Source organism: Dyella halodurans, assembly GCF_026283925.1.
Taxonomy (GTDB): domain Bacteria; phylum Pseudomonadota; class Gammaproteobacteria; order Xanthomonadales; family Rhodanobacteraceae; genus Dyella; species Dyella halodurans.
Map to the genome: position 1 here is coordinate 25,247 of NZ_JAPDPF010000012.1, position 21,712 is coordinate 46,958.

The following is a 21,712-nucleotide window of genomic DNA, read 5'->3' on the forward strand; positions in this document are numbered from 1 at the left end:
TGACCGGCCTCTCGCCGCGCCCGGTGCCCTCAAGACAAATGCCGGGGAGTGACCCCGGCATTTGCGTTTGCTCGGGACAGCGCCAGCCGTCAGTTCGATTCGGTGAACTGGATCGAGGGCGTCGAGCCACTGGAGGCGGTGCAGCTGCCCAGGTTGAGGTTGTTGCTCTCGCCAGTGGTGCCCGAGTCAGCCACGCACGAAGGAGCGCTGCTGGAGCCGTCGCTCACGGCGACCTTCACCGTGATCGAAGAGCCGCTGTTGAACTCGGCTTCGGAGCCGCCGGCATTGCCGACCACGTTGAACTCCGACTCCTTCCACACCGTGGCCAGGTACAGCACGCTGTCGTTTCCGCTGGAGCTATAGGCCGTGGTGCCATTGGTGAACACCACCGTGTCCTTGCCGCCGGCGGCGACCGTGCCGCTCAGCTTCACATTGGCGAGCTGGGTGGCGGGCACGTCGGGCGCGGTGGCCGCCGCGCTGTTCTTGTAGCAGTCGCCGGCGCCATCGCTACCCCAGCCGCTGGGGCAGCGGGTGCCGCCGTAGCCGATCAGCCAGTACTGCATGAACACGGCCGCCGAGCCCTGCACCTCGTAGTCCGGTGCATAGACGAACTGCTGCCAGACGGTGCAGCCGGAGTGGCCCTTGCACGCGGACGTGGTGGACGAGAAGCTGGAGTTGATCTGCAGCGAGTACTCGTTGGTCCCCAGGATGCCGCCACCACCGTAAGCGGCCACGCCCACGCCCTTCTCGGAGGTCACGCCCGTCACGGTCGGGAAGGTGCCTACGGTCTGCGTGATCAGCGACCCGGTCTGCAAGGTGTAGTCGTTGCCGTTGCCTGCCGTTTGCGCTGCACCTGGCAGATGGAAGTGCGGCACGGGATGGGCGTGTGCGGTGATTTCCCGGCACGCCACCTGGTGCCAGATGACGCTCGGATAGGTGGCCTGGAAGCACCCTTCCGCCGGTGTCGCGACTTGCGCGATGTCCTGGCGCCAGCTCTCCCGCGCCTGTGCTTCCAGCGGGCCGACGATCTCGCTCGGCGGCTGGAGGGAAATGCCATTGGTTTGGGCGGCGCAGACAGCAGGTAGCGCAGCGGCGCCGATCAGGCCGGCGACAAGCGCCAGCGTCAATTTGGATCGCATTGAGTTCTCCCTGGTACGCGAATAGCTATCGGTTCCGGGCCATGACGATTCACGGACCGGTGATCTCCAACAACAACTCACCCACGCACCGGCAACGGCTGGCGTTGCCGGCGAATCTCTCGCGCTTGCTTCAGTGCATCCCCTAAGGCGGCGACGATGAAACGATGATTCGCGCGTTACTGAGCACCCGGTCACGCTTTGGTGTAGGTGCCGCCGTGGTCTCTTACGCGCATCCGGCAAGCATTTGCGAATCGAAAAAAACCGCAGCTGCGTGTGAAGAAGCAAGTAAGAAAATGCGGGCCGCGGCAATTCGCGTGATGCACTCAGGACCGAGTCGTGCCATTGATTCGGGCCGTTTCCATCGCGACCTTGCCCGCCACGTCTCCGCAAAAAGAAACGATCGCTTCGCAACGCGTGGGCCCCGAGTCAGGACGTCCATTTCCTCACCGTCATCCCAGCGTTCGCTGGGATGACGGCTTAGGGTAGGGGCGCAAACACGTATCGCTTGCAGGGATGCTGAATCGGCTCCCGTGACGATCAACCGAAAGCATGCGCCGCCGCGATGACGGTTTCAGTCGTCGTAGCCCAGCCGCTCCATCATCGGGCGCAAGATCGGCAGCACCGGTTCGAACCTGTCCCGGTAGGCATGCCAGCGATTGACGGCCTTCGCGTGAATGCCCTGGGTCACCTGGGCGTAGCTCGGCGTGCTGATGTAGCCCTTGCTGCGCGCGTGGTCGGCGAAGCGCGCCATCGGCGCGGCATCGTCGATCGCCAGGAAATGGCCGAGCCGGGCCACATGCTCGTCGAAGCGGCTGACCACCGATTCGTAGCGCCACTCCAGCACGCGCGGCGCAAAGACCTCGACATGCCGATACCAGTGTTCGAAGGCCTGCACATAGCCATGGGCGAGGCGCTCCAGCGACGAGCACAGCACCATGAAGGCGGGCGAGCGGAACGGTTGCATATAGCAGCTCAGCAGCACATCGCAGGGATGGCGCAGGCACATGATGATGCGCGCGTCCGGGAACAGGCGCGCAATCATCGGCAGGCAAAGCATGTTGAGCGGATTCTTGTCGACCAGGCGACGATGGCCCAGGTCGGGTACGACACCAGCCACGTTGCTGGCGTAGATGGAGCGCAGCTGATCGACGTTTGCTTGCGTCAGGCCGGCAAGATCGGCGGGATAGCGTTGACCCGCGAGCTGCATGCGTTCGACCAGCTCGTAGACAAACGCGCGCTCATCCATCGAGCGGAAGTTCGGATGCGCATCGAGCATCTGCTCCAGCAAGGTCGTGCCCGAGCGCGGAAAGCCAACGACGAATACCGGGCTTTCCCGGCTGCGCGGAGCGGACAAGGGTGCCCAGCAATCGTGTTCCCGATGGCTGATCTGGTCGTTCGCCATGGCGAGTGGCTGGCTGCCTGCTGCAAGCAACTCCGGCACGATATCTCGGGCGATCTCCAGCTGGGTCGCGTGGGCGGCCTCGGCGGCCTGCCACGCTTGCGCGTGGTGCCCCTGCTTGTTGAGTGCCGAAGCAAGGCCGAAGCCCGCGTTCGCGCGCATGTCCGCTTCTTCAGTGAGCGCGAGTACGCGTCGATAAAGTTCGGCGGCCTGGGTCATGTCGCCTTGGCGCGAGGCCACGGCGGCGTGCGCGTGCCAGGCTTCGCAACGCAGGCGATGGTGTTCGGGCGCCAATGCGTCGAGCGATGCCAGCGGCAGTTGTGACAGCTCCGCCTGGGCGCGCTCGGCCTGGTTGCTGCGCTCGTACAGCGCAGCGCGCAGCGCCACCATCCGCCATTGGATGATTTGCCCAGTCGCACCGTCGGGCGTAACCGCTCGGTCCAGTACCTGAAAGGCCGCCTGCTGATCGCCCTGGGTGGCCAGCATGGTCGCCAGGATCATCGCCTGCTCGGCAGGCTGTGGAGGCCAGTCTGCCGCGCCGACCAGCATGGACGCTTCGCCACTGTTGTCGCCGCAGACGTGACAGGCGTGCGCGGCCTGCAGCCGTGCTTCGATAAAACCCGGCTCCAGGCGCACGGCGTCGAGCAGGGCCCGGCGCGCGGGTACCCAGCGTTGCTGCTGTGCATAGAGCAGGCCGAGGTTGTAATGAACGTCCGCATTCTGCTGCGCCAGGCCGGTCGCGTGCAGCGAGGCTCGTTCGGCCGTATCCATGTCACCCGCCTGGCGGGCCACGATGGCGAGGTTGTTCCAGTATTCGAAGGTTTGCGGCTTGAGCTGGGTGAGCCGGCGAAATGTCGCCACGGACGCATCGATGCGCTGGGTCGCCTGCTGCGCGAGGCCGAGCAGCAACAACACGGTTTCATGCGCGGGTTCAGCAGTTGCCGCAGCTTCGCCGAGGGCGAGCACCTTGGCCATGTCGCCACCGTTGTAGGCGGCGAGCATGGATGCAGCGAGATCGGTGGAGGATGGCAATGGACGTCCCGTCATCCCTTCATGCTACCAGCGGGATGGCCGCGGCATGGCTGCCGCGGCCATCCTTACCGGGTGATTAGAACTTCACCGTGGCGCGGGCCCAGTAGTAGCGGCCGAGCGTGTCATACGTTGACGTATCGGTGTTGAAGTTCTGACCGTTCTGGTAGATCAGCGGCGGCGTCTTGTCGCTCAGGTTGTCCACGCCGATGTCGAAGCGGGTGTGGATCTGCGGGATCTCGTAGCCGGCCGTGATCGACTGGTAGAGCACCGAAGCCATCGGTGCATTCGCGCCGGTGGTGTAGTCCGCATTGAGGTTGGTCAGGCGGTGGATGTAGCGCCCCTGCCACTGCGCACTCCAGTTGCCCAAGGCCCAGTTCAAGGTCAGCGTGCCACGCCAGCGAGCGATGTTGCCGAACTGCTGGGTGTAGGTGCCGGCATAGTTGACCGTGCCAGGGCCCGGCTGGCCGGGGGTAGCGTTGTTGTTGTAGGTGGACGTATAGGTGGTGTTGAGCCCCGCCTTGAAGTTACCCGGATTCACGCCGCCAATATCGAAATGCGGAATGACATAGTTCAAGGTGAAGTCGACGCCACTGGTGCTGAGGTTGCCCAGGTTCACGACCGGCGTATTGATGTAGTTCACCGCACCAGCCAGCTGGCTGCTGCTGTTGTAGCGGTTGATGAACGAGCAATACGGATTGGCGTTGTCGGTGAAGCACGAGTTGAGCACGGTCTGCGCCGCAATCGGCGTGAGCAGGTCATGCAGGTTGATGCGCCACACGTCAACGCTGGTGGACAGGCCATTCGCCCAGCTCGGCGAATACACGAAGCCGTAGCTGATCGAATTGCCATGCTCGGGCTTCAACGTACTGCCTGCCGGCACCGCACCCGAGTAGTAGGCCGTGACCTGGCCCAGCGGGTTGCCGGCCCACTGCGGCGGCACGTACTGGCAGGCCGCCGTATGCTGTGCCAGCTGGGCACTGGTGAGGCCGACGCAGGGATCGGTGACCGTGGGGCCAGCGACCGTGCGGCCGTCGTACAGTTCGTCCAGGTTCGGTGCACGGAACACCTGGGATGCCGTGCCGCGAATCAGCAGGTCGGCGACCGGGCGGTACTCGATGGCGATCTTTGAATTGGTGGTCGTGCCGGTGGTGTTGTAGTGCGAAGAGCGAACACCAATGTCCACGTTCAATGCGTAGGCCCACGGCTTATCGGACAGCAGCGGGACCAGGGTTTCGGCGTAAAGCTCACTCACGTTGACGCTGCCGCCGCCCGGCGAGCCGCAGGCTTCGGAAAGCACGATACAGGTGCCGGTGGCCGGATTCAGGATCGCATCCGGCGTGACGTTGTAGCTCATGCTGGTATCGCGATAGAGCGCGCCGGCAGAGAGCTGCATCGCACCGGCCGGCAGATCCCACAGTTCACCCGAGGTATTGAACTGGCCCTGCTTCATGGTGTTGGACATGGTGTAGACCGGCGTGTCGACACCCTTCCTCAAGAGCGCGGTAACCGCCGGATCGGCCTGGTTGAAGATGTTCGCGCCGGCGTCGATGGCCGCCTGGAAGTCCGGCACGTTGACTTCGTTGTAGTTGCGCTGGACGCGCTTGGAATAGCCGTAATCGACGCTGGCATCCCAGATCCAGGTGCTGTTGCCGAACGCGCCGCGCAGGCCGGTGTTGACCTGCTGGTTGTCCGTAACGAACGTGTGCAGACGCGTGCCCAGGCCGGTGAGGCGCGTGCTGAACGGATAGCCGCTGTTCGGATCGCCAGGAATGGAGTTCGCGCTGAAGGTCACGCCGAACGGATTGTTCGGATTGGTCGAAGGCACCACCCAGCCGTCGGCGGTGCTGGTGGGCGCCGGGGCGTCCTGGCCGCTCGAACTGGTGTGGTTGTAGAACGCATCGAGGAAGAACGTCAGGTGGTCCGCGAGCTTGTAGTTGGTGAGCAGGAAGATGTTGTTACGCGTCTGCTCGGTCTGGATGTAGTTGTAGGCGTTGTAGTTGAACGTGTCGCCTGCGCCGCCATAGCAGCGATAGTCGCTCAGGCTGTTGCCCGAGCCGCCGGCCAGGGTGACGTAGGTGTTGGTGGTGCCAGCCCTGGGTGCGCAGCCGGGTGACTGGGCAGCCGGCACCAGCAGACGGCCCGTCGGGATGGTGCCCGAACCGGCCGGCGTGACGACGCCACTGGACAGATACAGCTGGTGAGCCGAGAAATCGCGGCGGGTCGCCAGAACCGGACTCTGATGGTTGTAGTCGATGCCGAGAACGATATTGCCGTTCTCGCTATTGGCGCCCGCAGTGAACTGCGCACCATGCCGCTGGCCATCGCCATGGTCGGAGATGCCGTCGTTCACGCTGAGCTCGGCGCCCTGGTAGTCCTTGCGCAGGATGAAGTTCACCACGCCGCCGATGGCGTCCGAGCCGTAGACCGTGGACGCACCTTCAGCCAACACGTCGATGCGCTCGATCATGTTCTGCGGAATCATGTTGACGTCGGCATTGGCGAGACGCTGACCGTCCACCAGCACCAGGGTACGGTAGACGCCCAGGCCGCGCAGCGACACGCGAGCGGCACCATCGCCGCCTTCCAGCGTGGGGCTCGCGCCGCCACCGCCGTTGCTGTTGTTCTGGGTGTTGGTGGCATTGCCCGAAATGCTGGGCAGTGCCTGCAGCACGTTGCCCAGGGTCGGACTGCCGTTGTTGCTGATCGCGCTGCGATCCAGCGTCACCACCGGGCTGGCCGTCTCCGCGTCGACGCGGCGGATCAGCGAGCCGGTGACCGAAACCGCGGTCAGCGTTTTGGCATTGCTCTGCTTGGGCTGCTCGGTAGCCGCCTGGCCGGTCTGGCCCTGCGCCGCCGGGCCCTGGGTCGTCGAAGCATCCTTACTGTTTGCGTCCTGGGCTTGGGCCATCGCTGCCGCTGAAGCCATGCCGACGGTAAGAGCCAAGCGCACCGCTATTGATAGACGATTGTAGTTGGACTGCATTGTCACTCCCCAAATGGTTGGCAAAACAAGCCCGTATGGGCGCCTGAGCGTCCATAGGTGGCGTGTGTTGCCGTTGTGTCCCCGTCCCAACTGTTTCAGGAAATTGAGGGCGAGTAAAGGGGTTCTTAACAATTCTTCTTGCGGATTTGCGCAAAAGCCGTCAGCCGGGCAGCAGGTCGGCGAACAAATCGCTCTGGGCGGCGAAACTGTCGGCGTCCACAAAGCCCGCCAGCCCAACGCCTACCAGCCGATAGCGGCTGTGCGCAGGCCGCTCCACGCGATCACGCAGGGCACAGGCGATATCGGCAAGTTCGGCGGCCGAGGTAGGGCGGGTGCTGGGCGTGAGGCTGCGCGTCAGCGTATGAAAATCCGACGTCTTCAGTTTCAGCACGACCGTGCGCGCCAGCCGGCCGTGCTCGCCCTGCGCTTCGCGTTCGTGCGCGGCCCAGGTCTTCTCGGCCAGCCGACGGATGTGTGGCGCGAGATCCTGCAAGGTGAGGTCATGCTCAAAGGTGTCTTCGGCGGAGACCTGCAAGGTTGGCCGGTCCGGCTGGACCGGATGGTCGTCAATACCGAGCGACAACTGCCGCAACCGCTGGCCCCAGCGACCGAAGCGCTGTTCGAGTTCCGCTTCAGGTCGTAGCCGCAGGTCCCCGACCGTGGTGATGCCCAGGGCGGCGAGCCTGGCCTCCATGACCTTGCCTACCCCGGGCAGGCGGCCCACGGCCAGCGGGGCGAGGAACGCCTCGATCTGATGCGGCCGGATCACGAACTGCCCATCGGGCTTGCGCCAGTCCGAGGCGATCTTGGCCAGAAACTTGTTGGGCGCCACACCCGCCGAGGCGGTGAGCTGGGTTTCCTCGCGGATCGCCGCGCGAATCGCCTCGGCCGTGGCCGTGGCCGAAGGCAGGCCGGTGTGGATGGTGGTGACGTCCAGGTAGGCCTCGTCGAGCGACAGCGGCTCGATCAGGTCCGTATGCCTGCCGAAAATCTCGCGAACCTGCCGGGACACGGCCTTGTAGCGCGTGAAATCCGGCGGCACGAAGATCGCCTGGGGGCATAGCCGTTCCGCCCGGACGGCCGGCATCGCCGAACGCACGCCGAAACGGCGCGCTTCATAGCTGGCCGCACAGACCACCGAGCGTGCGCCGCGCCACGCAACGACCACCGGCTTGCCGCGCAACGAGGGATCGTCGCGCTGCTCCACCGACGCATAGAACGCGTCCATGTCGACATGGATGATCTTTCGGGGAGTGCTGGGCACGGCGGGCGCGAGGGTGGGCGGGTCTGCACAGTCAAACACGAAACCCGGCGTCTTGCAGTCCTGGCATTGGGGGTTCCGGCGAACAGCTTCACCCCCTCCCTGCCTCTCCTGCCGGCAGGAGAGGTGAGGGGTTCGCTTCCTGCCGCAGCAAGCTCCTGGTGGGCGCCAGCACCAGGCGCTGGCTTGGGTCCTAGTGCCGGTCTGTCAGCAGCGATTCGCCCACCAGCTCGTTCTCGTAGGCGACGAAGCTGTCGAGGTCGAGCGTGTCCAGGCGGAAGCGGTTGGCGGCCGTGAAGAATGCCATCAGGGAAAGGATCCGCTGCGGATTGCGCGCCCACGGTGGCACATACACCGCGCGAGCGATCAGGCCGCTTTGCAGGAAAGGCGCCAGGTTGATCACGTCGGTGGTGGTCACCCGCCCGGCGAACAACAGGGGCAGCATTTCGGCGCGGCCTTCCTGCAGCACCTTGCGGATGAAGATGTAGATGATCATGACGCCTTGCAGATAGGCGCTGTCCTTGGTGAAGCAGATGCGACCGCGCACATCGCCGCCGCGGAAGATGCGCGAGGCACTGCGGTAGCTTTCCACCGGCGTCTGGCCGGCGTCGAGGAAGCCGCGAAACACGTCGATGAAGTCCGCGCCATCCAGCGCCCGTTTCACCATGATCACGCGCAGCGCCACGCGACGCAGGCGAGCCAGGTCGATCGAGCCGGTGATGATCTCGGAAAAGGTCGCCAGCCCTTCCTGCGCACGCGTCGTGCGCGGGGCGCCCAGGCCCAGCGACTTCAGGTACGGCTGGTGCTTGCCGTTGAGCGCGGTGGCGGTGTGCACGAAGGCCTCGTGCTCGGTCAGTTGTTCCAGGTCGAGTTCGGAAAATAGTGCGGTCGAGCGCAGATTGATGCTCTTGCTGCCGGCCGTGGCCTTGGACGGCAGCTCGGGGTTCAGCACCACGTCGACCTTGTCCTTGTCGAAGAACTGGCCCAGGCGTTCGCGCAGTCGTTCGGCAAACACATCGGCAGGGATATCCGCCGGCACCGGCGGCACGCCTTCGCGGCCGATCAGGTCGTCGGTGATGTCCAGGACGTCCTGAGCGGCGTCGACCGAGCTGGCGGTCTGGCCGGGGTGAATCATGTCCGGACGCCCGTACAGGATGGTGGAGCAGCGAGTGAACTCCTCCGTGCCGATGCCCATCAGCATCTGGGCTGCCATGAGGTAACTCCACGCGGTCTTGAACAGCCAGTCGCCGATCGGGTGGCCGCGATCCAGCTTCGCCATGATCGCCCGGAGGGCGGCCATTTCACCGCTGAGATCAGGATGCCGCAGCGGCGGTTGCGGCAGCACCGGATTGCCGCGCTGGTAGCCTTGCAGAAAGGTCTCCTCCAACGAGACTGGCCAATCGATGGCCTTCAGCACCCTGATCTTGCGGGCCGCGGCGATCAGTTCGCGGTCACATTCCAGGAACTTGCCGAGCACTTTGTCGTCTTCGGGCCGAACAGCATGGGGGACGGTACTCATGACGCCTCCAGGAAGATCGCCGGTCGATGCCGCTGGCCGACGTGAACGTGGCGGGGAGAACGGAACTATGCGCCCGTGCCGTTGCACGCGCGTCCGAAGAATTACTGAAGCGCGGGAAATCGGCCGATGAGACGACGGCCGCCGGGCGTTTGCCGCCGGGGTGCAGCAGCGGGGCCGCAAGGACGGCCCGCGGCGACGGCGTGGCAGGCGGCGCCTGGTGGCCGTTCGGTGCACCGGAGTCTCCTCCGTGATCAAGACGTTACAGCCTCGTGTCGAAGTGCGTGTCGCACTCGGCTATCGTCCGTCCTTCGTATCGGATGTGAAGGAAGCCGTTCCGCCCCATGACTGCCGAGACCTCTCCCGCCTATCTGCGCCGCCTGGGTACCTGGGACGCTGCCGCCATCGTAATCGGTGGCGTCATCGGTGCCGGCATCTTTCGCAGCGCCTCCACCGTGGCCGAGCGCACCTCGTCCGGCGCGCAGTTGCTCACCCTGTGGGCGGTGGGCGGCCTGCTGACGCTGGCGGGCGTGCTGTGCTACGCCGAGCTGGGCGCGCGGCGGCCGCAGGCGGGCGGTGTCTATATCTATCTGCGCGAGGCATTCGGGCAGCTGCCGGCGTTCCTGTTCGGCTGGACCATGGCGCTGATCAACTATCCCGGCAGCGTGGCGGCGGTGGCCACCACGTTTGCGGATTACTTCTGCGCCGCGATCGGCTTGCCACTGCTGTGGGTGAAGCCGATAGCGGCAGGTGCCATCACCTTCATCGTCGGCGTGAACTTTTTTGGCGTGAAGGCCGGCGCGCGCATGCAGAACCTGTTCACCCTGCTCAAGCTCACCGCCATCGCCTTGCTGGTGGTGGTCGGCCTGGTGCTGGCGCGAGGACAGCTGGGCCTGGTGCTGGCACCGGATACCACCCATGCCGTGCCGCCCGGGGCCTTCCTCGGTGCCTTGCTGCCGGTGTTGTTCACCTATGGTGGCTTCCATTACCTCAACGATCTGGCCGGTGAGGTGCGCGAACCGCAGCGCACCTTGCCGCGAGCGCTGGGTCTGGGCCTGGGCGCCGTCGTGGTTTGCTACGTGCTGGTCAACTTCGCCTATCTGGCAGGCTTGGGTCATGCCGGCCTGGCCGCCAGCCAGGCGCCGGCGGCCGACCTGATGCGCAAACTGTTCGGCGAGCACGGCGCGCGCCTGATCGCCGTAGGCATTGCCTGCTCGACCTTTGGTTACTGCAGCATTGCGATTGCCGGTGGCGCACGCGTGCTGCAGACGATGGGCGCCGACGGCATGTTCTTCCGCGCGGTGGGACGGATTGATGCACGCTCGCGCGCGCCGCAGATGGCGCTGGCCGTGCTTGGCGCGTGGGCCATCGTGCTGGTGCTGTCCGGCAGTTTCGGTCAGTTGCTCGACTACACGACGGTAGGCGAGTGGCTGTCGCATGCCTTCGGCATCGCCACGCTGTTCTGGTATCGGCATCGCTTCAGGAATGAGCCATCACCCTACCGCGTGCCGTTTTATCCGCTGTTGCCGCTGTTGTTCGTCTGCACCGTGCTGGGCGTGATCGTGGCAACCACGATCCACTCTCCCGGCGATGCCGGCATGAGCCTGGCGCTGATCCTGCTTGGCGTGCCGGTGTATTACGCGTGGCGGGCCTGGCAAAAGAGGGCGGCGTGATTTCTCGCGGCAAGGCAGCCTTCAGTTGGCGCAGGCATACTGCCGCTATTTCCTTGTGCTCGGGTCGCCGATGAAACGGATTGCCATCGCCACGTCTTGCCTGTTCGCACTGGCAGCCTGTCATTCGGGTTCGGATACCGACCGGGCCGACCTCAGCCGCAGCACCCCGACGCCGGCGCCGGCCTCACCGGTGGCAAGCACCAAGCCGACGACGCAGACCACGCTCGACCAGGTGCAGCGCGAGGGAGCGCCCGTGACCGTGGGCGGCATGTCGCTGCAGAAGTACACCTTCGAACCGTCGCCACAACCACAACTGGTGGTGTCGCTGACCCAGGGTGACTGGGACTGGTCGAAGGAAGGCGCGCTGCGTGTGGACATGCAGAATGCGATGCAGTGGGCGGTGACGCTCACCGTGGATATCGACGGCGTCAATGCGGGTCAGCATCTGCATGCCACCGTCGCCGTGCCGGCCGGTCCTCCGCAAACCCTGGTGGTACCGTTGCATGCGACTTCGCCCCGGGTGATGGGCATGCAGGCGGGGCCACCGATGCCTTACACGGCGGGCAGCCAGCGCATCCTGCTGGCGACCACGGTGGAAGGTTCCATCGACCTGGCGCACGTCAAGGCGGTGCGGCTGGGTACGCCGTCGCCAACGGCACCGCAGACCCTGCTGTTCGGTAAGCTCGACACGTCCCGGGGCGAGCATGAGCTGCGCGATGCCTATACCGGCATCGTCGATGCCTGGGGCCAGTACTCGCGCGGGCAATGGCCGGGCAAGGTCGATTCCGACGATGCGCTACGTGGTCGACATGGAAAGGCAGCCCAAGCGCCCGTGGCCACGCCGGCGCTGCGCAAGGGCTTCGACCGTTACGGCGGCCGCACCGACCTGCCGGCATTCAAGGCCAGCGGCTGGTTCCGTGCAGAGCGGCGCGATGGCCGCTGGCAATTGGTCACGCCCGAGGGCCACGCGTTCTTCTCCTTGGGTGTGAACTTCGTCGACGATGACGGCGGCCGCACCTATATCGAAGGCCGTGAGTTCATGTTCAAGGAACTGCCACCGAACAGTGGACGCTGGGCGCCGTTCTACGGCACCGGCGACCACCGCCAGGGCGAACAGGGCGCGTCGGCAGGGATCGGTTTCAACCACGGACGCTGGTTCGATTTCTATTCCGCCAACCTGTTCCTGGCCGATGGGCGGCATTGGCGGCAAGCATGGCGCGTGCGCACGCTCGATCGCCTGGAGAGCTGGGGCTTCAATACCTTGGGCAACTGGAGCGACGAAGCGCTGACCCAGACGCACCACCTGGCCTATACGCGCTCGATCAATATCTCCGGTGTGTTCGGCAACGTCTCCAGCGGCTACGACTACTGGAGCCGCATGCCTGACCCGTTCGATCCGCGCTTCGCGCAGGCGACCGAGGCGGCCGTGGTGCAGGCGGCCAAGGAGGTTCACGACGATCCTTGGCTGCTCGGCTATTTCGCCGACAACGAGCTGGCCTGGGCCGGCCAGGGACCGCAAGGTCGCTGGGGACTGGCGCAGGGTACCTTGCGTGGTGAGGCCCGCAGCCCGGCCAAGCAGGCTTTTATCGCTGCCTTGAAGAAGAAATACGGCGACCCGTCGAAACTCGCCGCCGCATGGGGCATCACCCTGGCATCCTGGGATGCGCTCGATGCCACCAATTTCGCCGCGCCCAATCCGGACGAGGCACATCCGGCGATTGCCGACGACTACAGCGCATGGCTGCGCCAGTATGCGGACCAGTATTTCCGCACCGTGGCGCAGGCGATCCACAAGCACGACCCGCATCACCTGTTCCTCGGCGGGCGCTTTGCCGTGCATACGCCGGAAGCGGTGGCATCCTGCGCCGAGTATTGCGACGTGGTCAGCTTCAACGCCTACGCCGATGTGCCGGAACATGCCTTCGATGCGGAGGCCTTCGCCAAGCTCAACAAGCCCGCGCTGATCACCGAGTTCCACTTTGGTTCCGATGACCGTGGCTCGTTCGGCAAGGGCGTGGTGCCGGTATGGAACGAGCAGCAGCGCGGCGAAGCCTATGCACGCTATATCGCGGCGGCTGTGGCCAATCCGGCCATCGTCGGCGCGCACTGGTTCCAGTACGTGGACCAGCCGGTGACCGGGCGCCTGCTCGACGGCGAGAACGCGCATATCGGCCTGGTGGCGATTACCGACAAGCCGTTCCACGGCTTTGTCGAGGCGGTGCGCGAGGCGAATCGCAAGACGGGGTATTGATCGTTGCTCTTCTCCCTCTCCCCGCTGGGGAGAGGGTTGGGGTGAGGGGCGGGTGCTCGCGGGAAAGCTAAGAGAAGCAGGCTTCGAATCTTGGATGTCGCAAGATTGACCCCTCACCTCAGTCCTCTCCCCGGAGGGGAGAGGAAGACAAGCATCAGCTCGCCAGACTGGTCGCCGCCCCAAAACTGATCGCCATGATCACCGCCACGGCCATGCAGGCGCTGGCGGGGCGGATGCGGTGCGCGTCGATGCGCGGAATCAGTCGCCACAGCACCAGCACGCCGATCACCATGTCGACCACCAGCGCGCCGCGCAGCAGGGTGGAGTTGAGCAGCAGCGCATAGGGCGGCTTGGTCAGTCCCTCGTGCATCGCCACGGCGCTCACGATCAACAGGCCGATCAGGTTCCACACCAGGCAGGCGAGGTAGGTCCGGTTGAAGACGACCGGGCAGCGCTCGATCCAGCGCAGCACCGTCCACGCAATGAGGGCGAAGAACAGCGCGCCGATGCTGCTGTAGAGCACCCACCAGAGCAGGGTGCTGATCAGGGTAAGCAGGGTGGTCATGCGAGTCCTAAATCTAACGACGGGTATCTGCGCCGGAGCGACGCGAGGGCGTGTGGCAACTTACACGCCGAACCGGCGCAGCAGTTTGTCCATCAACCACGCCGGCCCCACCAGCAAGTACGCCAGGTCGGTGAGAAAGCTCGGGCGCCGGCCTTCGATGAGATGGCCCACGAACTGGCCGATCCACGCCGCCACGAACACCACTAGTGCCAGCAGGCGTAGCGAGGACGGCCCCAGTTCGCGATAAGCCAGCTCGGTGAGCAAGGCGAATGCCGTCAGGGCCATCAGCAAGGCGGTGCCCAGACGGCGCGATTGCTTCCAGTACCAGGTAAACGCCAGCACCAGCGCAGCCACGGCCCAGAAGCCCTGGCGACCGATCCACGACGGCACCGGAATGGTCCACATCAGCGCGATCGCGCACCACAGGATCAGCGGCACGCAAATCCAGTGCAGCAGTCGGTTGGTCGGGTGCTGGTGATCGGCGCTGTAGCTGTCCAGCCAGTGCCGCATGTCGCGCGCCGGCACGGGCGCGCTATCGTCGATGGGGGTCATGGGTCGCTATGCCGCCGCTCAGTCGAGCGTAATGCCGGCGAGACGCTGCAGCGCCTCGGCGTACTTGGCGGAGGTGCCGGCGATGACCTTGGCGGGAACGCTCGGGCCCGGGGCCTTCTTGTTCCAGTCCAGCGTTTCCAGGTAATCGCGCACGAACTGCTTGTCGTAGCTCGGCGGGCTGATGCCTACGCGGTACTGGTCGGCCGGCCAGAAGCGCGAGGAATCCGGCGTCAGCATCTCGTCCATCACATAAAGCTTGCCGTGCTCGTCGGTGCCGAACTCGAACTTGGTGTCGGCGATGATGATGCCGCGTTCCGCCGCATAGGCGGCGGCCCACTTGTAGATGGCCAGCGTCGCCTCGCGCACCTGTTCGGCGAGGTCGGCGCCTACGGCTGCGACGACGGCATCGAAACTCACGTTCTCGTCGTGGTCACCGACGGCGGCCTTGGTCGACGGGGTGAAGATCGGTTCGGGCAGCTGTTGTGCCTGTTGCAGCCCGGTGGGCAACTGGATGCCGCAGAGCGAGCCGGTGGCCTGATAGTCCTTCCAGCCGGAACCGATGATATAGCCGCGGGCGATCGCCTCCACCGGCACCGGCTTCAGGCGCCGGGTGACCACGGCGCGCTTTTCGTACAGCTTCAGGTCGGTGCCGGCCGGCAGCACTTCGCTCAGCGGCGTATGCAGCAAGTGGTTGGGCACCAGGTGCTCGGTCTTGCCGAACCAGAAGTTGGAGATCTGGGTCAGCATCTCGCCCTTGCCGGGGATCGGATCGGGCAGCACCACGTCAAATGCCGACAGGCGGTCGCTGGCCACGATCAGCAACCGGTTTTCAGTGAGCGCGTACACATCGCGCACCTTGCCGCGATGGATCAGCTCAAGGCCCGGCAGGTTCGATTGCAGCAAGGTGGTGGGCACGTTCTATTGCTCCTGGATGGCCGGCCTGGGCACCAGGACCGGAAACGAAGTACCGGCTTTGGGTCATGGGCCGGTGATCAAGCCCAGTATTGTAGCCGGAGGCGTCTGTGCCAGAGGTGTAGGCGCGGCGAGCTGTCGCCCGGACGCGGGCCCGCTGGCTGCTAGAATCGCGCGCTTTGGTCCCGAGCCCGCCCCGCATGTTCCAGCCGCCACGCATTGCCGTCGCACCACGCTCTTGCCACCGGCAGGTGCGGGCGGGTTGTGCGTGGATGCGCATGGCGCTGGCGACGATGGTCGCCCTGGCCGCGGCCGGGCCTGTCTCTGCCGCCGCCTCGGCCAAGCCCGCGCGCCTGGGGCTTTGCGCGGCCTGCCACGGCGAAACCGGCATGGCGCAGATTCCAGGCGCGCCAAACCTGGCTGGACAGAAGCTCGACTACCTGCGCGAAGCGCTCAAGCAATACCGCGATGGCCGCCGCAACGCGCCGCTGATGCGTGCGGCGATCGGCCCGATCAGCGACGCGGATCTCGATGAACTGGCGCGCTGGTACAGCGCGCAGGCACCGCAACAACAAGGCACCCCATGACTTTCACCTGGACCCTGTGGTTGGCCCTGTTCGGCCTGATCTTCGGCCACGGCATGCCCGGCGCCGTGGTCGGCGCCATTACCGGCTTCATCATCGACAGCCTGCGCCAGGGACAGCGGCGCCGGGTGACACCCCAGGCCGGTGGCTACGTCAGCCCGCTGTTTGCCTTGCTGGGCGCGGTGGCGAAGTCCGATGGCCGGGTCTCCGAGGCGGAAATCGCCGTGGCCGAGCGCCTGATGCAGCGCATGGGCCTGGAGCAGGAGCAGCGGAAGGTCGCGATTACCGCCTTCAACGCCGGCAAACAGCCGGAGTTTGATGTCACGCCGGCCATCGAGGAGCTGCGGCGCTGGGTCGGCTTGCGTCGCGACCACGCCTTCCCGGTGCTGGATGTGGTGATCGAAACCGTGCTGGCCGAAGGCAACCCGCCGCCCGAGCAGATGGCGATCCTGCGCCAGTTGGCGTTCGCGCTGCGCATCAGCGACATGGAGCTGATGGCGCTGATGGCGATGAAGGGTTTTGCCTGGAATGCCACCGGCGGTTCACGTGGCTACGGAAACCACGGTGGCGGTGGCTATGTGCCGCCCCAGCGCACGACCCAGGGCCCCGATCCCTATACCGTGCTGGGCATCGCGCGCAGCGTGGATGATCGCGGGGTCAAGCGCGCCTACCGCAAGCTGATCTCCGAGCATCACCCGGATCGTCTCGGCGACCTGCCCGAAGAAATGCGCAAGCGCGCCGAGTCGCGCGCCAGTGAAATCAACGCAGCCTATGAGCGGATCAAGGCTGAGCGCGGGTTCAAATAGGCCGGTTCCAATAAACTCAGCGATGACGTGTAGGAGCGCACCCTGTGCGCGACCGCAGCCATCACGTAACCCCGGGGTCGCGCACAGGGTGCGCTCCTACAGGAATAACCGCCATGAGCAAGCAAGCGAACGTCATCGCCCCTTCCATCCTTTCCGCCGATTTCGCCCGGCTCGGCGAGGACACCGCCAAGGCGCTGGCCGCCGGGGCGGACTGGGTCCATTTCGACGTGATGGATAACCATTACGTGCCCAACCTCACCATGGGCCCGATGGTGCTCAAGGCGCTGCGCGACTACGGCATCACGGCGCCGATCGACGTGCACCTGATGGTGAAGCCGGTGGACCGCATCGTGCCGGACTTCGCCAAGGCTGGCGCCAGCCTGATCAGCTTTCATCCGGAGGCGAGCGAGCATATCGATCGCACCCTCGGCCTGATCAAGGATTCCGGTTGCCAGGCGGGCCTGGTATTCAACCCGGCCACGCCGCTGGCTTGGCTGGACTATGTGATGGACAAGCTCGACCTGATCCTGCTGATGTCGGTCAATCCCGGCTTTGGTGGGCAGAAATTCATTCCCACGGCGCTGGACAAGCTGCGTGAGGTGCGTCGCCGCATCGACGAGAGTGGTCGCCCCATCCGGCTGGAAATCGACGGCGGCGTGACGGCAGCGAATATTGGCGAGATTGCGGCGGCTGGCGCGGATACCTTCGTGGCCGGTTCGGCCATCTTCAATGCGCCTGACTATCGCAGCGTGATCGAGACGATGCGCCAGCAACTGGCAGCCGTTCGCCCGTAACGGGCCGCGCCTGGCCAGCCCGGGTTCTTCGAGACAAGAAAAATCCCGGCGCAGACCGCGCCGGGATAAGTATCGTCGGAACGACGTTTGAGGAGACCACACGATGGGACGCGAATCCACGGCAAGAATTCGTGACCACCGCAAGGTCTGACCGGGTTTGTCCGATTTGGTTCCCCTTGCCGGCAATTTCGCTGGACTGGCCTTTAAAAAAGCCCCCGCCAGGGCGGGGGAGGAACGTAGCCCAGGGGTTGGACGAAACACTTGACGCTGTAAGCCAGGATCCGCTGCATCGGCCCCCGGCGGCGGGCGCTTCCCTGCGCACCAGCCGCCTGCATGCCTTCCACGGCTACGGATCGGATCAATCGTTCAGGTCGTCAGCCTGCATGCCTGCCCTGCTCAATGCAGGCTCATGACCAGGCCGAGCAGGAGCGCGCCCAGCGCCAGCACCACGCGCAGCGGCTCGAAACCCTGTAATTCGGCGTTGGGATCGACGGGTGGCTGGCCGGTAGGGCGCATGTGTCAGGACTCCTGCGTAGATGGCTCCATTCGGCTACCGGCCCGAGCAGGCCGGGAGGCCCTGAAGTGGCAGGATGCGGGCAAGATCGGGCCGTGACCTGACGGCGGCTTGGGCTGTGCCTGGCGCCTCGGCTGCAACATGGCCGTGCGCCGACCACAGATGGCGAATTGCTGGCAGATGGCGTTGCCGGCTTGCGTGCCCGCCTCGCAGCCTTCACGCTGCGCGCCATCGTCATGTGGGAGCAAGCCATGGGCCGCAGCATCGCCATCGTCGAAGACGAGCCGTTGATCCGCGCGAACTACGTCGAAGCCTTGAATCGCTTTGGCTACGAGACGCGTGGCTACGGTTCGCGGCAGGAGGCCTCCAGTGCGTTCGGGATGCGCCTGCCCGAGCTGGTCATCATCGACATCGGACTGGGCGACGAGCCGGAGGGCGGCTTCGACCTGTGCCGCGAGCTGCGCGCGAAATCGTCGACGCTGCCGATCATCTTCCTCACCGCGCGTGATTCGGACTTCGACGTGATCTCCGGCCTGCGCCTGGGTGCCGACGACTACCTCAGCAAGGACACCAGCCTGCACCAGCTGGCGGCCCGCATCGCAGCGCTGTTCCGTCGCATCGAGTCGCTGAAGGTGCCGACCTCCAGCGAGACGGTGATCGAACACGGCCCGCTCAAGCTGGAATCGGAGCGCATGCGCATCACCTGGAACGGCGAGGAGATTCCACTCACCGTCACCGAGTTCTGGATGGTGCATACGCTGGTACGCTTCCCCGGCCACGTGAAGAATCGCGACCAGCTGATGCGCGAAGCCGAACTGGTGGTGGACGACGCCACCATCACCTCGCATATCAAGCGCATCCGCAAGAAGTTCATCGCCGTGGCGCCGGAGTTCGACGCGATCGAGACCGTGCATGGCGTGGGTTACCGATGGAAGCCGTAATGAAGTATTTGTTGGGTTTGATGAGTGTGTTGCTGTGGGCAGGGGCCGCGCATGCCGCCGGTGCCGCCAGCGAGAAGTCGGTGTTGGTGCATGGCCAGTTGGATGGCGTGGCGCCGGGTTGGTCCATCCATACCGAGCTGCCTGACGGCTGGACGCAGGATTGCTGCGTGTATGCGAAAGCCATCGGCGTGAACCTGGTGTTGTACAAGGGCGACTGGACGGGCGAGCCGGATCGCGTGGTGGTGCTGAACGTATGGCCGGCCAAACTGGCCACGCTCGATGCCGAAGTGCAGGAGGACCGCAAGCATTACCTGCAGCTTGATCCGGCCGGCAAGGTCAGCGCGTTTCCCCTGGCCAATGTCGGCATGCCCTGCCAGGGCGTGCTCTACCAGGGCAACGATCACAAGGACGACGCCGTGGTGTTCTGCGATCCGGGCAAGGCCAGCGGCGTCCGGCTGAGCTGGTCGATGACCTTGGCGCACGACGATGCGAGTCGGCAGGACCTGCTCGCGTTGTTCAAGCGCGTGGTGGAACAGTCGCACTACACAGCTTATCCGCCGGCGCTGGATACCAAAGACAAGGCTGCACGGCATTAAGCCGGTGCGCTCCGCTTTCGGTATCGTCGCGCCATGACCCTGCGCCGCAAACTGCTGCTTGTCGCCCTGTGCACGCTGGCCCTGCCGGTGGCAGGCTGGTTGTACGTGCGGCAGATGGAAACGTTGTTGCGCGAAGGCCAGGCACAGGCGCTTACCGCGTCGGCGCGCGCGATGGCGCGCAGTCTGGTCGTTACCGATGCCCCGTTACCGCCCGCCGAACCCGGCTGGTACGTGCAACAGGCGGTCAATCCGATCACCGTGGATGGCTATGGCGATGATTGGGCCCCGCTGACGCCATGGAGCCAGCCGCTCGACAAGCGCGGCAAGGTGCTGCTGGCCGAAGACGCGGACTGGCTCTATCTGTACGCCGACGTGCGTAGTACGCACCGCACGCGCGCCGACGCGGGCGATCCCAATGCCCTGACGGCCGATCACCTGGTGTTGAGCCTCGGCAAGGGCGAGCAGTCGCGCCGCTACCTGCTGGCGAGCGCGGCGCCGGGGCAGTTGACGGCGCGGCCGCTCGATCCCGCTGTGGCCGGCCTGCCGGAGCTGATCACAGCGCAGTGGCAGGAAGACGGCAGCGGTTACCGCGTGGAGTTGCGCCTGCCGCGCAGCCTTGCGCTTGACCAGCTGGGACTGTCCGTTTACGACGCGGCCACGGGTGGCGATCCGCAGGCAGTGCAGAGCCGGCCGTTGGTGGCTTATGCGCCGGCGCTCTCCAAGGAGCTTGCGCAGCTCGCGCTCGATGGCGTGCAGGCGCGCGTGCTGGCGCCGCAAGGTTGGCTGCTGGCGCAGACCGGGCATCTCACCACGCCGATTGCGGCGCCGGGCGATCAGCCGGGCTGGTTCGCCGCCCTGGTGTATCGCTCGCTGTTGGCTGACCAGGTGGGCGACGCCGAGCCGTGGACGCAGGACGTGCCGCGACTCGATGCTTCCGAGGTGCAGAAAGCCAGCAAGGGTACGCCCGCCACGGTATGGCGACAGGGCGAGGCGCGCGGCAGCGTCGTCCTGGCGGCGGCGGTGCCGATCGTGCGTGACGACCAGGTGCGCGGCGTGCTGCTGCTGGAGCAATCCAGCCGCGCGGTGCCGCTGCTGGCCAACCGTGCGCTGCTGGGCCTGCTGTTGACCAGCTTCGGCGTGCTGCTGGTGGCAGGTGCGATTCTGTTGGTCTTCGCCACCCGCCTGAGCCTTCGGCTGGGTCGCCTGCGCGATGCGGCCGAGCGCGCGCAATTGAATGATGGACGTCTGGAAGGCCCCTTCCCGATGACGGGTTCCGAAGACGAGATCGGTGACCTGGCCCGCAGCTTCGAGCGCTTGTTCGAGGTGGTGGGCGGTTATACGGACTACCTGCGCACGCTGGCGTCCAAGCTGTCGCATGAGTTGAACACGCCGCTGGCGATCGTGAAGTCGTCACTCGACAATCTCGAGCACACCTTGCAGGCGCAGCAGGCGATGCCTCCCGACGCGCAGCCCTACCTGGCGCGTGCGCGTGATGGCGTGGCGCGGCTGGGCGCGCTGGTGCGGGCCATGAGCGAGGCGAGCCGGATGGAGCGGGCGATTGCCGCCGCCGAGCCGGAGGACGTCGACCTGGTCGAAGTCGTGCGGGGTTGCTGCGAAGCCTACCGCCCGCTGGCGGGTACGCGGCGACTCGAGTGCGTGCTTCCTGAGGGCCCGCTGTCTCTCCACTGCGCGCCGGAGCTGATCGCGCAGGCCTTGGACAAGTTGTTCGACAACGCGTTGTCGTTCACGCCAGAGCGCGGCTGGTTGCGCCTGAGCCTGCGCGCGCAGGGCGATGGCGCGGAGATCGAGCTGGCGAACCAGGGGCAGCCCTTGCCGGCAGCGATGCACGGCCGCCTGTTCGACTCACTGGTCAGCCTGCGCGACAAGGCCACGCCGGGCGATGCGCCGCATCTGGGCCTGGGGCTTTACGTCGTGCGACTGGTCGCCGAGCGCCACGGTGGCGTGGCGATGGCGCGCAATCTGGACGATGGCAGTGGCGTAGCGTTCACCCTGCACTTGCATGGCATGCCACGGCAGCGCTTGTAGGGGCGCACCCAGTGCGCGATGACGGCATCGCCGCTGCGCAGGCTTTTCACTCGGGCCATCCTTGGCCCTCGCCCTACGGGCAGCTTACGCTGTGCAAACCGGCATTCCTGCTGGTTTGTCGCGCACGGCGTGCGCTCCGATAGCGTTA

General features: G+C 65.6%; 16 protein-coding genes. 8 read left to right on the forward strand and 8 right to left on the reverse strand.

All coding sequences use genetic code 11. The features are described from left to right. Nucleotides 1–89 precede the first annotated feature (89 nt). The 5 genes from OUZ49_RS19225 to OUZ49_RS19245 all read right to left on the reverse strand — a co-directional run bounded on the left by OUZ49_RS19225 (nucleotide 90) and on the right by OUZ49_RS19245 (nucleotide 9,333). Complete coding sequence (locus tag OUZ49_RS19225; protein ID WP_266152232.1) at nucleotides 90–1,139, reverse strand: hypothetical protein; 1,050 nt, start codon at nucleotides 1,137–1,139, stop codon at nucleotides 90–92. 571 nt (nucleotides 1,140–1,710) lie between these two features. Next, nucleotides 1,711–3,585 carry a tetratricopeptide repeat-containing sulfotransferase family protein gene (locus OUZ49_RS19230; protein ID WP_266152233.1) on the reverse strand — a complete coding sequence of 625 codons (1,875 nt, stop codon included), beginning with the start codon at nucleotides 3,583–3,585 and terminating at the stop codon, nucleotides 1,711–1,713. A gap of 61 nt (nucleotides 3,586–3,646) precedes the next feature. Next, a complete protein-coding gene (locus OUZ49_RS19235) occupies nucleotides 3,647–6,553 on the reverse strand; it encodes a TonB-dependent receptor plug domain-containing protein (RefSeq protein ID WP_266152234.1) in 2,907 nt (968 codons plus the stop codon). A 160-nt stretch (nucleotides 6,554–6,713) separates the two neighbouring features. After that, complete coding sequence (dinB, locus tag OUZ49_RS19240) at nucleotides 6,714–7,817, reverse strand: DNA polymerase IV (RefSeq protein WP_266152235.1); 1,104 nt, start codon at nucleotides 7,815–7,817, stop codon at nucleotides 6,714–6,716. Nucleotides 7,818–8,007: 190 nt separating this feature from the next. Beyond that, entirely contained in the window at nucleotides 8,008–9,333 is a 1,326-nt protein-coding gene (locus tag OUZ49_RS19245) for a peptidase MATCAP family protein (RefSeq protein WP_266152236.1), read from the reverse strand. Nucleotides 9,334–9,674: 341 nt separating this feature from the next. Here OUZ49_RS19245 and OUZ49_RS19250 point away from each other — a divergent pair, with 341 nt between their 5' ends. Both OUZ49_RS19250 and OUZ49_RS19255 read left to right on the forward strand, forming a co-directional pair. Further along, nucleotides 9,675–11,003: an APC family permease gene (locus OUZ49_RS19250; protein ID WP_266152237.1), complete on the forward strand. Its 1,329-nt coding sequence runs from the start codon at nucleotides 9,675–9,677 to the stop codon at nucleotides 11,001–11,003. A gap of 70 nt (nucleotides 11,004–11,073) precedes the next feature. Continuing rightward, entirely contained in the window at nucleotides 11,074–13,254 is a 2,181-nt protein-coding gene (locus OUZ49_RS19255; protein ID WP_266152238.1) for a beta-agarase, read from the forward strand. A 154-nt stretch (nucleotides 13,255–13,408) separates the two neighbouring features. Here OUZ49_RS19255 and OUZ49_RS19260 read toward each other — a convergent pair whose 3' ends face one another. The 3 genes from OUZ49_RS19260 to OUZ49_RS19270 are packed head-to-tail and all read right to left on the reverse strand — an operon-like array spanning nucleotide 13,409 to nucleotide 15,286. After that, the gene (locus tag OUZ49_RS19260) at nucleotides 13,409–13,819 is read right to left on the reverse strand and encodes a hypothetical protein (RefSeq protein WP_266152239.1); all 411 of its coding nucleotides are present in this window, start codon (nucleotides 13,817–13,819) and stop codon (nucleotides 13,409–13,411) included. A gap of 60 nt (nucleotides 13,820–13,879) precedes the next feature. Then, a complete protein-coding gene (locus OUZ49_RS19265; RefSeq protein WP_266152240.1) occupies nucleotides 13,880–14,371 on the reverse strand; it encodes an Mpo1 family 2-hydroxy fatty acid dioxygenase in 492 nt (163 codons plus the stop codon). Nucleotides 14,372–14,389: 18 nt separating this feature from the next. Further along, on the reverse strand, nucleotides 14,390–15,286 hold the full coding sequence (locus OUZ49_RS19270) for a phosphoribosylaminoimidazolesuccinocarboxamide synthase (RefSeq protein ID WP_266152241.1): 897 nt from the start codon (nucleotides 15,284–15,286) through the stop codon (nucleotides 14,390–14,392). A gap of 269 nt (nucleotides 15,287–15,555) precedes the next feature. On the opposite strand from OUZ49_RS19270, the gene OUZ49_RS19275 reads away from it, so the two are divergent. The 6 genes from OUZ49_RS19275 (at nucleotide 15,556) to OUZ49_RS19300 (ending at nucleotide 21,564) form a co-directional block, all read left to right on the forward strand. Beyond that, the gene (locus OUZ49_RS19275; RefSeq protein WP_266152273.1) at nucleotides 15,556–15,870 is read left to right on the forward strand and encodes a c-type cytochrome; all 315 of its coding nucleotides are present in this window, start codon (nucleotides 15,556–15,558) and stop codon (nucleotides 15,868–15,870) included. Further along, nucleotides 15,867–16,673 (forward strand): co-chaperone DjlA, encoded by an 807-nt coding sequence (djlA, locus tag OUZ49_RS19280; RefSeq protein WP_266152242.1) that lies wholly within the window; start codon nucleotides 15,867–15,869, stop codon nucleotides 16,671–16,673. Before OUZ49_RS19275 ends, djlA begins: the two co-directional genes overlap by 4 nt. 113 nt (nucleotides 16,674–16,786) lie before the next feature. Beyond that, entirely contained in the window at nucleotides 16,787–17,467 is a 681-nt protein-coding gene (gene rpe / locus OUZ49_RS19285) for a ribulose-phosphate 3-epimerase (RefSeq protein WP_266152243.1), read from the forward strand. Between the two features lie 765 nt (nucleotides 17,468–18,232). Continuing rightward, on the forward strand, nucleotides 18,233–18,922 hold the full coding sequence (gene pdsR / locus OUZ49_RS19290; RefSeq protein WP_283255943.1) for a proteobacterial dedicated sortase system response regulator: 690 nt from the start codon (nucleotides 18,233–18,235) through the stop codon (nucleotides 18,920–18,922). After that, on the forward strand, nucleotides 18,922–19,518 hold the full coding sequence (locus OUZ49_RS19295) for a hypothetical protein (protein WP_266152245.1): 597 nt from the start codon (nucleotides 18,922–18,924) through the stop codon (nucleotides 19,516–19,518). Before pdsR ends, OUZ49_RS19295 begins: the two co-directional genes overlap by 1 nt. A 33-nt stretch (nucleotides 19,519–19,551) precedes the next feature. After that, complete coding sequence (locus tag OUZ49_RS19300; RefSeq protein ID WP_266152246.1) at nucleotides 19,552–21,564, forward strand: ATP-binding protein; 2,013 nt, start codon at nucleotides 19,552–19,554, stop codon at nucleotides 21,562–21,564. Nucleotides 21,565–21,712 lie beyond the last annotated feature (148 nt).